11 protein-coding genes are annotated in these 13,299 nt (G+C 34.8%); 5 read left to right on the top strand and 6 right to left on the bottom strand.

The genetic code is table 11. The features are described from left to right. Window position 1 precedes the first annotated feature (1 nt). A complete protein-coding gene (locus tag HOG71_04785) occupies window positions 2-850 on the bottom strand; it encodes an SDR family oxidoreductase (GenBank protein ID MBT5990147.1) in 849 nt (282 codons plus the stop codon). A gap of 116 nt (window positions 851-966) precedes the next feature. Between HOG71_04785 and HOG71_04790 the strand changes: the two genes are divergently transcribed. The 3 genes from HOG71_04790 to ppk1 all read left to right on the top strand — a co-directional run bounded on the left by HOG71_04790 (window position 967) and on the right by ppk1 (window position 4,751). Beyond that, complete coding sequence (locus HOG71_04790) at window positions 967-1,986, top strand: 6-phosphofructokinase (GenBank protein ID MBT5990148.1); 1,020 nt, start codon at window positions 967-969, stop codon at window positions 1,984-1,986. A gap of 127 nt (window positions 1,987-2,113) precedes the next feature. Further along, window positions 2,114-2,608 (top strand): histidine phosphatase family protein, encoded by a 495-nt coding sequence (locus HOG71_04795; GenBank protein ID MBT5990149.1) that lies wholly within the window; start codon window positions 2,114-2,116, stop codon window positions 2,606-2,608. 91 nt (window positions 2,609-2,699) lie between these two features. After that, the gene (ppk1, locus tag HOG71_04800) at window positions 2,700-4,751 is read left to right on the top strand and encodes a polyphosphate kinase 1 (protein ID MBT5990150.1); all 2,052 of its coding nucleotides are present in this window, start codon (window positions 2,700-2,702) and stop codon (window positions 4,749-4,751) included. On the opposite strand, the gene HOG71_04805 is transcribed toward ppk1, so the two are convergent. Beyond that, window positions 4,741-7,662, bottom strand: coding sequence for a tetratricopeptide repeat protein (locus tag HOG71_04805; protein MBT5990151.1), 2,922 nt, complete (start codon window positions 7,660-7,662; stop codon window positions 4,741-4,743). The two genes, ppk1 and HOG71_04805, sit on opposite strands and share 11 nt — an antisense overlap. 1 nt (window position 7,663) lies before the next feature. After that, complete coding sequence (gene ruvC, locus HOG71_04810; GenBank protein ID MBT5990152.1) at window positions 7,664-8,215, bottom strand: crossover junction endodeoxyribonuclease RuvC; 552 nt, start codon at window positions 8,213-8,215, stop codon at window positions 7,664-7,666. 137 nt (window positions 8,216-8,352) lie between these two features. Here ruvC and HOG71_04815 point away from each other — a divergent pair, with 137 nt between their 5' ends. Both HOG71_04815 and HOG71_04820 read left to right on the top strand, forming a co-directional pair. Beyond that, on the top strand, window positions 8,353-9,261 hold the full coding sequence (locus HOG71_04815) for a hypothetical protein (GenBank protein ID MBT5990153.1): 909 nt from the start codon (window positions 8,353-8,355) through the stop codon (window positions 9,259-9,261). Beyond that, a complete protein-coding gene (locus tag HOG71_04820; protein MBT5990154.1) occupies window positions 9,258-10,376 on the top strand; it encodes a glycosyltransferase in 1,119 nt (372 codons plus the stop codon). The genes HOG71_04815 and HOG71_04820 overlap by 4 nt, the downstream gene beginning before the upstream one ends. A 79-nt stretch (window positions 10,377-10,455) precedes the next feature. On the opposite strand, the gene HOG71_04825 is transcribed toward HOG71_04820, so the two are convergent. Genes HOG71_04825 through murB form a run of 3 tightly spaced genes read right to left on the bottom strand, consistent with a single transcriptional unit; the run spans window position 10,456 to window position 13,054 of the window. Continuing rightward, window positions 10,456-11,352 (bottom strand): alpha/beta hydrolase, encoded by an 897-nt coding sequence (locus HOG71_04825; GenBank protein ID MBT5990155.1) that lies wholly within the window; start codon window positions 11,350-11,352, stop codon window positions 10,456-10,458. A 1-nt stretch (window position 11,353) separates the two neighbouring features. Further along, window positions 11,354-12,019 (bottom strand): hypothetical protein, encoded by a 666-nt coding sequence (locus tag HOG71_04830; protein ID MBT5990156.1) that lies wholly within the window; start codon window positions 12,017-12,019, stop codon window positions 11,354-11,356. 27 nt (window positions 12,020-12,046) lie between these two features. Further along, complete coding sequence (gene murB / locus HOG71_04835) at window positions 12,047-13,054, bottom strand: UDP-N-acetylmuramate dehydrogenase (protein MBT5990157.1); 1,008 nt, start codon at window positions 13,052-13,054, stop codon at window positions 12,047-12,049. Window positions 13,055-13,299: the final 245 nt, after the last annotated feature.

Here is a 13,299-nt window from a genome sequence, read left to right on the forward strand (position 1 = left end):
TTTAGAAAGAATACTTAAAATCACACATTTTTTCACTTAGTTCCCAAAGTTTTTTTGCTATTGTTTTATCATGTGATAAACTGGATGATTTTGAAGCTCGTTTCTTGGCAAAAAACTGCCCACTAATACCATCAACTTTTGGTGATGATGCAAGAAATATTGAGGTTTCGGCTCCTTTGTCGGCAGTTATTAGCAAAGGTTTAAGCATCGACATAATGAGCTTTAATCCTCCTTTGTAGTCATTTCCAAAATTTGTATTTACCACGCCCGGATGCAAGCAATTTACTGTTATATTGGTATTTTTCAACTTTTCAGCAAGTTCATAGGTAAAAAGCACATTGGCTAGTTTTGATTGTGAATAGGCAGCAAATGAATTGTAACCTTTTTCAAAATTGATATCATTGAAATTGATTTTGCCAGCTTTATGTGCTGACGAGCTAACACTGACAATACGAGCAGTTGAACTTTTTTTAAGTAGATCCAATAAAAGGCCTGTTAGAAGAAAATAACCTAAATGATTCAGTGCGAAAGTATATTCATATCCATCAGTAGTTGTTCTGTGATCAGGTACAATTAATCCAGCGTTATTAAGCAAAACATCAAGCTCAGTATATCTGTTTCTGTATATTTCTGCAACTTTCCTAATATCAGCTAAAGATGAAAGATCTCCTTGAATATAGTCTATTGACTCATTATTTGTAGCTTTTTTCAACTCTTCAACTTGTGTTTTTAGCTTTTCTTCATTGCGTGATACGAGAACAATATTTGCTCCCATTTTTGCTAATTCTTTGGCACTTGCCCTACCAATTCCTGAAGTTGAGCCAGTAATTAAAATCCTTTTATTTTTCATATTGTAATTATCTACTTGTTAATTTCATCAACTATTGTCAAAGTGAGTGCCAATTATTATATGGTATTTTGTATTTTGCAGTTAATCCGTTTAAGAGAAATGAAATTAATAATAAAATGCGAATAGGAATTTTAACTGCTGGTGGAGATTGTCCGGGTATTAATGCAGCTATACGAGGTGTAGGCAAGTCGGCTATTGTTGAACATAAAATGGAGGTAATAGGTTTCTCATCCGGCTTTACGGGAATTATTAATAAGGAGTATCAGGAATTAAAAGAAGACCATTTGTCAGGGATATTAACCTTAGGTGGAACGATTTTGGGCACATCTCGTGAAAAACCATTCAAACAAAACCTTGGAATGGATAAATCAATCAATAAACCTGATATGATCAAAAAGAACTACCATGAGCTCGGACTCGATTGTTTAGTGTGTATTGGTGGAAATGGAACACAAACAACGGCAAATCTGTTGGCACAAGAAGGATTAAATATTATTGGCATTCCGAAAACAATAGATAACGATATAGAAGGAACCGATCAAACTTTTGGTTTTGATTCCGCCTTGGGAATAGCTACTGAAGCTATTGACAGATTACACACAACCGCCAATTCGCATAAGCGAATTATGGTTATTGAATTGATGGGGCATAATGCTGGTTGGCTGAGCCTATATGCTGGTGTGGCAGGCGGAGGTGATGTTATTTTAATCCCGGAAATAGCTTTTAAGGAAGAATATATTCTTCGCTATATTGAAAAAAGAGTTCGTAACAAAAAGCGTTACTCAATCGTAGTTGTGGCCGAAGGCATTCCACGACCAAATAAAAAATCTGCAGCACAATATATTTCAGATTTAATATCGAAAAATACGGGCTATGAGTCGAGACAAACTATTTTAGGCTATATTCAGCGAGGAGGAACTCCTTCAGCTGCCGATCGCATATTAGCCACACGTTTTGGAAATTTTGCCACACTGCTTATTTCACAAGGCAATTTCGGAAATATGATAGCCATTAGGGGAAATAAAATGCATGCGGTTCCACTATCGGAGGTTGGTGGTAAGAAAAAATTGGTTCCAATTGATTATCCTATGATTAAAGGAGCCCGAAAAATGGATACCTGTTTTGGAGACAAATAAGTGAATATGAAACGAGCATGAGTAAAAATTTCTCACACAACTGTGTGCCGAAACACTTAGGTGTGCAGGCACAAGGAAATGACTATATCTGATCTTCATATGACCTTTGAAATACAAATTTTGACTGATGAAAAGATTGATAATAATTAGACATTCGAAAGCTGAAGAACAAAAGTTTGGTATGCGTGACTTCGATAGAAAGCTGGCAAAAAGAGGACAGTTGGAAGCACCAATCATTGCTGAAAAATTGAAATCGCTTCAAGCAATACCTGATTTGATCATTACAAGCTCAGCAGCCCGTGCATTTCAAAGTAGTTTGCATTATGCTGAAGTTTTTGGTTTTCCTAAAGAAAAAATTCTATTAATAGATTTTATATATGATCATTTTGATGTGAATGACTTGAAGGATTTATTGGTCGAAACAGCTCAAGAATCAAATACTGTTTTTCTATTTGGGCATAACCCAACTTTGGCAGATTTAGCCTATGATTTGAGTGGTACTTTCAATGATTTTCTGCCAACTTCCGGGGCTGTGGGAATTGATTTCAAGATAGATGACTGGAAGAAAATAAAGAAAAAATCAGGGCTTGTTGTTTTTTTTGAATACCCAAAGAAGCAATAAGAGAATCAAGCAAAAGACTGCAGATCTTCACAATATCAAGGAACATTTTCAAGAGTGCGAAAATATTTCCAACTAATAACAAGAATCAAAAATGACAGATAACTATAGGAATAAGGAAATTAGCTGGCTTCACTTTAATGAAAGGGTTTTGCAAGAAGCAGAATGCGAAGATGTTCCTTTACTTGAACGGATACGTTTTTTAGGAATTTTCTCCAATAATCAGGATGAGTTTTTTCGGGTTAGGGTAGCTACTCTCAGGCGCATTAGCATTCTGGGTAAAAAATTAACAACTGTAACAGGTGAGGAACCTGCTCATATTTTAAAGGAAATACAACAAATTGTTTTAAACCAGGGATTGCGTTTTGATACTATTTACAGTAATATCAGGAAAAAATTAGAAGAAGAACAAGTATTCATTATCAATGAAAAACAATTAGACACAGAACAAGGAGAGTATGTAAGAGATTATTTTATTAAAGAGGTTAGGCCGAAACTTATTCCTATTATGTTGGGTCAATCAGAAGAATTTCCCTACTTAAAAGACGATGCCATTTACCTGGCCGTTTCTCTTTTTAAACGGGAAACAGAAAAGCTGAAATTCGCTGTGATCCAAATCCCATCTGATATTTTACCTCGTTTCTTGATTCTTCCTGAAAAAAATGGGAATAAGTATATTATTTTATTAGATGATATCATCCGCTTTGAATTAAGAGATATTTTTTACATTTTCGATTATGATGAGGTTACTGCACATACAATTAAATTGACCAAAGATGCAGAATTAGACATTAGTGATGATCTTTCTGAAAGTACATTACGAAAAATATCGAAAAGTTTATCCAAAAGAAAGCTGGGGGAACCTGTGCGTTTTGTCTATGATGCGAAAATTCCAGATGAACTACTAAACTATTTGGTTGCCAATCTTAATTTAGGAAGGGTTGACGCCATGATACCGGGAGGTAGATATCATAATTTTAAGGATTTTATGGACTTCCCATTATTAGGAAAGGCCTATAGATACGAAGCACTTCCGCCCTTAGTGCATCCCGATATATCCTATCAAACTGGCATGTTACGAGCCATTCGTGAAAGGGATATTATGCTTTACTTTCCTTATCATTCCTTCGATACATTTATTGATTTATTAAGAGAGGCTTCTATTGATCCCAAAGTTGAAGAAATTAAAATCACACTGTATCGTTTGGCAAAAAATTCAAGTGTTATAAATGCACTGATTAATGCTGCGCGAAATGGGAAAACAGTAACTGCAGTTGTTGAGCTTCAGGCTCGATTTGATGAGGAAGCCAACATCTATTGGTCGTCACGATTGAAAGAAGAAGGAGTAAAAGTTATTTATGGTGTCAATGATTTAAAGGTGCATTCGAAACTATGTTTAATCACTCGGAAAGAAAGAAGTGCATTAAACTATTATGCTTGTATAGGAACTGGTAACTTTAATGAGGATACAACATCTATTTTTAGCGACCTCATGTTGCTCACCTTCGACAAACGAATTACAATGGAGGTTTCTCAGGTTTTTGAGTTTTTTGAGAAGAATTATAAAATTGGATATTTTAAGCATTTGATGCTTGCGCCCTTTTTCTTCCGTGAAAAATTAAATAGTCTGATCGATACTGAAATCAGAAACGCAAAAAAAGGACAAAAGGCATGTATTCATTTTAAGCTTAATAATTTGGTTGATGATGAAATTATTTTAAAACTATATGAAGCGGCTGAAGCAGGTGTGGAAGTAAAACTTAATATTAGGGGGATGTTTTCCTTATTACCTGACCAAAAAGAAAACATAGATGCTATCGGAATTATTGATCGCTATCTGGAACATGCCAGGATATTTTTATTTTGCAACAATGGAAAGGAAAAACTTTTTATCGGATCGCCAGATTTGATGAAAAGAAACATGGATTACCGTGTGGAGGTTGTATGCCCGATTTATGACAAGCAAACAAAGGACAATATTAAGGCTATGATTGATATTCAGTGGCGCGATAATGTGAAAGCCCGTATTTTAGATAATAATTTCAAAAATGAGCTTAAAGTTACTGACGATAAAGATATTCGATCTCAAGTTGAGTTTTATAACTACCTTAAAACTCGATCAAAAAGAAAACGCACTAATTCGTAACAGATCTTAAGTATTCAGCATATTTAGGATCTATTTTATAGCCTAATGAAAGGGCTTTTTCTACATCCAATAGAGCTTTTTTATATTCCTTTTGCTCGTAATATAAAATAGAGCGAAGATCATAAGCAATAGCATAGCCAGGGTTGTTTTGTATAATATTATTCAGGTCGATTAAAGCCAGATCCTTCTTATTCAGTTTATTATAAAGCCATGCCCTTGAATAAAGTGTTTCTTTCAAGTTAGGCTGGATTTTTAAAATGGTATTGCAATCGGACAAAGACTCTTCATATTTTTGCAAATAAAGGTGCAGTTTTGCCCGCTCATTCAACACACCAATATCAGAAGGCGATAATTTGTTAGCTTTATTATAACAAGTTAATGCTTTGTAAAATTGATTGGTATTGGCATAAGCCAGACCAAGATTATAAAATAGATAGTGCGAGGAAGTGTCAATGGTTTCTGCTTTTTCGAGATCAATTAAGGCTTTATTGAAATTACCCAAATTCAAATTTGCCACACCTCGATTGACAAGTGCCAGAATATTATTAGGATCTTTTTCTAATATTTTAGAGAAAATTGCAAGCACTGAATCATATTGATTAGTTGACATGAATTTCTCTGCTTTTTCCAGTTCATATTGTATATCATTACTCATTTTATCCAGCATACGTTGACTCTGAATAAAGCTATTTAAATTCTCTTTTTTTGCAATGGTTAACTGATTATTTGGGTTTTTGCGAAGGATTTTATCATAGACCACATGAGCTTGCTGATATTGTTTAATAGCAATCAGGCATTCGGCAATATTTAGCTCCATATTAATATCATCCGATATCCTACGGGATGCTATTTCATAATAATATAGTGCGGAATCGTATTGCTGAAGATTTTGAAAAGCTCCAGCAAGATTAACATATGCTATAGAATAGTTCTTTCTCAAATAAATTGATTTGCGAAGTGCATCCAAGGCTTTCTTGTTTTTATCTTGGCGCATATATAATATACCGAGCTTATCGAATGCATAAAAGTTTTCAGGGAATATTTCAATTGCCCTCATAAGTATTTTTTGTGCTGTATCATATTCTTCTAATCCAGCTAGGGTTGTGCCCAACATGGTTAAAACCTCAGGATCATTCGGATTATAAGTTGCAGCTTTTTCTAAATAATATTTTGACGAATCGTATTGAGTTTGAATAAATGATTGATAGCCTCTGAATTTAAAATCGTTTTCCTTTTTAACGATTGCACAGATGGGCACATTATCGACCATAATCGTATGAATAGTTCCTTTTGGAGGAAAATGTTTGTTTTGGATTCGAGAAAGGGACATTGATCGGGAAGTAAGTATCATATAATCCCAATCATGAATTCCATGAGCCATAGGCCTGACCCAAACATAATCAATATTGCTTTTGTATTTATCCGAATAGTACTTTAATGATTGTGTTTCGATATTTGTGGCAACAAGAATGGAATTTGGATTATCTTGTTCTTTTTTGGCCAACCATTCGGCAGCTTCTTTTCCTGAAAAAGATAAATAATCGGTTTCATAATATCCGTAGGCCCCATTTATACCTCCCACAATTTCATTAAAATAAACCAATTGGTTGGGATGGTTTTTAATCATCCAAATGGCAGGTTTTACTATTAATACCAATGCAAAAATGGCAATTATAATTCCCAATACTTTTGTGCGAATTTGTATAAACAGATAATTCCAGCCCAATGCGGCCATAACGGCTAAACTGGGATAAATGAATAGAAAATGACGCCAACCATTGTATAATTTTGATCCTTTTGAGGCAGCATATAAAATGGGGAAAATTGTAACAAAAGCGAGAATAAGAATGACTATCTTTTGTCTTCGATCTTCTTTCCATAGTCCTTTGAGTGATGACAGTGCTCCAATGATTACTATTAAAGGAAGGCTTATCCATAAGTATTTGAAAATGTAATACCAGGGAACCTGATCCATATTTAACAATTTCCCTTCAAAAACCTCATAATGTGTCATCATCAGGTCTGAGTCTTCAAACATACGTAAAGCTTTCAGTGGAATTTTCAGTGGATCTTGCAGAGCATAAGGCCAAAAAATGATAGCCAAAATATATGCTCCTATGCCAATAATTCCAAGATAAAGGATGTAAGAACCAATGAGTTTTTTGTCAAGTGCTTTTGATTTTTCGCGGAAATAAATAACGATCCATTTGATGAAAACAAATAAACCCAGATAAGCGAAAAGGATCATCCCCCCAATTCGGACACTAGATGCCAATCCGATGGATGCCAATAAGAGCAGTATTGTTTTCCATTTGGGTTTAGGCAGTTCTTCCAGAAATTTAAGCGTAAAGAATACACCTGCTATATAGGCTGTTGCTAACGGAATATCCTTGGAATTGTTCATGGAATGGGCAAAATAACGAGAAGTGATCGCCATAAAAATCAATACCAACCAGGCGGTTCTCCATCCTCCATATCTTTTTCCAAGTAGAGAGGCAATCAACATCCCTAATAATCCAATTAGTGCATTCAAAAAATGCCTTGTTTCAAAATCACCAAAAGGAGAAATATATTTGTTGACGATTGCACAAAAGAAGTCAAACGACAAACCATAATAAATTAAATCTTTGTAAGAAGGATTTGATAGATCGAATACAGCTTTGTCTTTTCCTCCGCTTTCATAATATGCTAAAATATCCCGTCCATAACTTTCAGAGAAGGTTTCATCAGTACTTCGGCCAAAATCCTGACTGGCTATTGGCATTAAAAATAATAATAAGATAAATGTAGTCGCAAATAGAAAGCGGTAGATTGAACTATTGCTATCTGATAGTGAATTATTATTTCCTGCTTTGAAATCCTGAATAGGTTCAATGAAATAATAAGAAAAGCTATTTTTGATTTTCTTCATATTACTTAACTCTGCCTGGATTGTTTTTTATAAATGAATCCCATGAAGAGTATGAGCCCCCTTCTTTACCGGGGATTTTATTGCCCTGAAAATGATGAGTTACTGCTGCTGCCAAGCCATCAGTTGCGTCCAGATATTTGGGCATTTCAATATTTAGTAAACGAACAAGCATGGCTGCAACTTGCTCTTTTGAAGCATTTCCATTGCCAGTTATCGCTTGCTTGATACTTTTGGGGGCATACTCAAAAATTGGAATATCTCTGTATAATGCAGCTGCAATACTGGTTCCCTGAGCTCTTCCCAGCTTCAGCATCGATTGTACATTTTTGCCAAAAAATTGGGCTTCAATGGCTAGTTCGTCAGGTTTATAGGAATCAATAAGTTGCAAAGAGCGTTCAAAAATATGCTTCAATTTCAGCATATGATCCTTGTATTTACTAAGTTGTATAATGCCCATGGTAACCAATTCCATTTTATTACCAACAGAATTAACAACGCCATAACCCATAACTGTTGTTCCTGGATCGATACCTAGTATTACTTTATCCTTCATTAATTATGCTTCATACAAAGTTAACAAAGCTAAAAGGATAAACTGACTTGAAGAAATTACCTATTTTTGAACAAAGGACTGTCCACTTGAAACTCAATCAAAATCAGAGAAAAGCCATTTCATTAAGTATCAAAATTTTGATATTTTTTGCTACGCTATATTATATCTATGCTAAAGTGTTTAAAAATGGAAGCTTAAACGAATCCTTATCGGATCTTGTTATAGGTATTGAAAGTTTATGGATGCTAGCTGCCGTTCTTCTTTTAATGTTTTTTAATTGGAGCATAGAAGCAAGTAAGTGGAAACTGCTGATTTCTACATTTGAAAAGATTTCATTTAAGCGATCTTTTGCTGCAGTTTGGAGTGGGCTAACCATTAATAATTGGGTACCATACCGCATGGCAGAATTTGCTGGCAGAGTACTTTTTATAAGTGCTGAAAACAGAGGTAAGGCAATTGTTTCCACATTTGCTGGGAGTTTGGCGCAAATGGGAATGACATTGATATTCGGATCTCTTGGCTTGCTACTGTTTTATGATTTGGCCGCTTATTGGTCATGGTTACTTCCTTGTATTTTGGGTTCAGCAATAGTCGTATTTTTCTTCTTTTATTTCAGGATGAGGTGGTTTGTATCCATCATCAGACGAATTCGGTTTCTTCATTTTCTGTTGAAATATGTCGATATATTAGAACAGTTTTCATTCATCATGTTGTTTAAGCTTATTATGCTTTCCTTGATCAGATATTTGGCATATGTTTCACAGTATGTTCTCCTTCTCATACTCTTTGGTATTGAATTAAATGTAATGCAATTATACTTTGGAGCTTCATTGATATTTCTAATTCAAACATTTATTCCTTCTGTTATGCTTACTGATTTAGGAGTAAGAGGGGCTACTGTTTTATATGTGTTTGAAAAATTCACCCCCAATGTTGCAGGATTATTGGTAGCTGCTTCTTCACTTTGGCTAATCAACCTATTAATTCCATCATTTTTTGGAGCCTTGTTTATTTTGTTGAAGAAGAAAAATAACCAAGCAACATGATTATCCTGACCGTACTTTTAGCACTAGCATACTTAATTCTGCTGCTTTATTATTTAACAGGATGGTTAAAATTAAAAGTCTTTATTCCTGAAATCAACGTTCAATTTCAAAAATTAAGTATTCTTATTCCTGCACGGAATGAAGAAAATAATATAGCAAACCTATTAAAAGACATTGCAAAACAAGATTTCCCAAAAGAATTATTTGAGGTTCTTATCCTGAATGATCATTCAGAGGACCAAACGGCAATTATTGTTGAGGAAATTCTTAAGAATTCTGAATTTTCAAATTTCAGTTTTATTAGTTTACCGAATAGCCTAAGTGGAAAAAAAGCCGCAATAAGCCTTGGTGTGGAGCAAAGTAAAAATGAATGGATTGTTTGTACAGATGCAGATTGCTCAATGAATAGCAATTGGTTGAATACAATTACTTCATTTATTGAAAAAGAAAAACCCGAGTTCATTTCTTCTCCTGTTCTGTTTTATGAAGAAGGGACCCTGTTTGAGAAAATGCAAAGTCTCGAGTTTTTATCCCTGATAGGCATTGGAGCTTCGACCATTTCACATAATAAGCCAACCATGTGCAATGGGGCCAATATGGCATTTAGCAAAAAAGCATTTCATGAAGTTGGTGGATATGCAGGAAATGAAAACATTGCTTCAGGCGATGATGAATTCCTGATGCATAAAATAGCTGCAAAATATGCTGGTGCTGTTAAATTCTTAAAATCAGAGGAGGCCATTGTACGAACTCATGCAAAAAAAACAGTGAATGAGTTTTGGAAACAGCGTAAACGCTGGGTATCGAAAAGTGGTCGTTCAAAAAGCATGATTGAGCAGCTTATGCAATTTTTCGTCTGGATATTTCACCTAGCCATACTGTCAAGCTTTGTATCTGCATTTTTCATTCCCAATTTCTGGTCTTTTTTTGTAATACTTTATTTCGTTAAAATTCTCTCAGAATTGGTATTTGTTATTCCTTTGTCGGTGTTTTTTAGCAAGCAGAAGTTTCTTGCTTATTACATAATATCTGCCATATTATATCCCTTCTATGTGGTTCTTATTGCTTTAGCAGGAATATTTGGGAAAAATTATTGGAAAGGGCGAAGGATATAAAACGATAGTATTCTAGAATCAATTTTGCAAAATAGAATAAGTTCAAGCTTTACTAAATCAAACAGAAGTGAGCTTTAATTTATCTCAGAATAAATGTCCTGACTACATCCAAATATTCTTCAAAACCCATGGTTTCGGGAACGCCATCTGTGCCATGTTTGGCTCCTTCTATTCGATGTGCTTCTTTATAAGTTCCTCCGTGATTTTTATACACTAACTCGCCATTATCAATATGTATATAATCATCTTTTGTTCCATGCATCCAAAGTAAATCCTGATCTACATCTTTGATTTTATCTGCATTGTTTATTTTCATTTCCAGAAAGTACTTAGCACTGGTGTTAATAATGGTAGAGACTTGAGCCAGATTATCAGCAGAAGCAAATGGAGATTCCAATATGAGTTTATATGCTTTAAATTCTTCAAAATAAGCAGCAGCATCAGTGGCTGGCGCTGAGCCCAAACTAAATCCATAAAGGATGATATTATTTGCCGAAACACCTTGTTGTTTTAACCAATTTAATGCACCTCTTACATCTGCATTCATACCTTCTTCAGAAGGTGTTCCTTCTGATAATCCATAACCTCTATAATCGAATGTGAAAACTGCCATTTGATCTGAAAATGCAAGCTGTGCAAGCAGTTTGGTACGGTTCCAGTAATAATCCATATGATCAGTTTGACCATGACAATAAACAATAATTTTATCTGTTAGGATGTTGTTGTAATTGCCAATGTAGGCTGCATATAGCACTTTTGCATCTTCACCTTCTATCTTTGATTCGAAAGTAACAGGCATGATAAAACTATCGGGCATACTGTATATGCTGTCTGGCAAATCTATTTCGACTTCTCCTTCATACAGGTCAAACTTATAGGAGTCTATTGAGTTATCAGCTAAAAAAACCAAGCCATCCAATCGGATACATCCAATCACCAAAGGAAGAATAAATAATATAATTATTGATTTTTTCATGTTAGAATTTTTTAGTGACTCCCAGGTAAAGTCCGGTTGAACCATAATTGCCCGTTATACTTCTAAAATCTATTAACACTTCGTCATTAAGATGAGTAGGTGCAAGTAATTTCACTTCTGCAAAAAACGACCAGCTTTCAAGATTATACTGATAACCCAATTGTGGGTGTAATAACCAATGATCGATGGAAGGTTCGTCATGCGCGCGTTTGGCTGCTAGCTCAAACCAGTTCGACATACCCACGTAAAAATAGCTATTATTTTTTCCATGCTCCCAATAGGCATTCACATCCAGTTGAGGCCAAAAATGTGTATTGGCTTCATTAAAATTGAAGATCAAATTGCCAGCAGCTGAAGCCGATATATTAGGAATGAAATTTTTCTGGTCAAGGAATTTATAAGTAGCACCAAAGTCTGATTGAAAATTGCCAAAAGCCAAAGAAGTTGTGTGTATACTTCCAAATAAGCTAAGGTTTTCTTTAAGTCCATAACCATAACAGATACTGCTTAAAGGTGCCGGAATGGTCATGTCTGAAAAATTAAACATGGGACCTCCTAAACTAAAGGATAGTGCATGTTCTTTTTCTTGCAAAGGCTGAATAAATCGAGCTGGAGCACAGGATGATAGCCCTATTATAATCAGGGCAAAATATATAAGTTTTCGCATATGAAGATAAATGGTTGTGGATCGAAGTTAATATATATTCACTTCTGGATGGATGTCTACACCAAATTTGTCTTTAACTGATTGCTGTATTTGCTCAGCAAATTGTTTTACATCAGCACCTTTGGCATTCCCATAATTACAAAGAACCAATGCCTGATTTTGATACACACCAACATCATTCATTACTTTACCTTTCCATCCACACATATCAATGAGTTGGGCAGCAGGAAGTTTTACATAATCAGCTTCTTCATAACCTTTGAGCTCTGGGAATAATTTTTTCAGTTGCTCAAATAGTTCTTTTGTAATGTAGGGATTCTTGAAAAAGCTTCCAGCATTACCAATTTTTTTTGGATCGGGAAGTTTACGTGTTCGAATAGCAACAACAGCATTAAAAACTTCTGCAATAGTTGGACTTTCCTTACCAATTTCTTCCTGAACATCTTTGTAGTTAATGTTTACTTCAGGTTTTTTTGACAATTGGAAAGTAACGGATGTTATATAATATGTGTTCTTGTTCTCTTCTTCCTTAAAAATGCTCCATCTGTAGCCAAAACCACATTCTTCATTCAAAATGATTTCAAATTCATTTATTTCAAAATTGTACACCTCCAATGAATGAATAGTATATTGAACCTCTGCTCCATAAGCACCAATATTTTGAATTGGACAAGCACCAACATTACCAGGGATCAATGCCAAGTTCTCAATTCCACCCCAGTTTGAGTTTACAGCATGTTCAACAAATGAATGCCAGTTTTCTCCAGATGAAACTTTGACCCAAACAAAATCATCGTTTTCGTAAACCTGATCAATGCCTTTGATGTTGTCTCTGATAATTAGTCCATCAAAATCTTTTGTAAAAAGCACATCACTGCCTTCTCCAAGAATGAGCCATTTGTTGGTTTTGAATTCTGGGCTATTAACCAAGTCTACAATATCTTCTTCTGAATTGATTTCACAGAAAAGATTCGCCTTTGCTTCAACCTTGAATGTATGTAGGTGAGATAAAGATATATTGGTTTGGAATTGCATTTTTGATTTTGTGCAAAGGTAGGAAAAGAATGAAATTGACAACAAATAAGGTCGTTATCGTCATTCAGGCCTCCGAACTGGAATCTAAAACCAGAAACAAGATACAAGACCGTTGCATGGTAAATGTGGATAAACACGAGCAAAAAACGAATCCAAGAACCTGTTAATCAGCGCGATAGATTGTATATTTGTAGTATGAAATTACAAAAAGCCCTATCATTGGCAGACAGTATTTGCGATTTACG

The sequence above is a fragment of the Bacteroidota bacterium genome, from assembly GCA_018698135.1.
Classification (GTDB): domain Bacteria; phylum Bacteroidota; class Bacteroidia; order CAILMK01; family JAAYUY01; genus JABINZ01.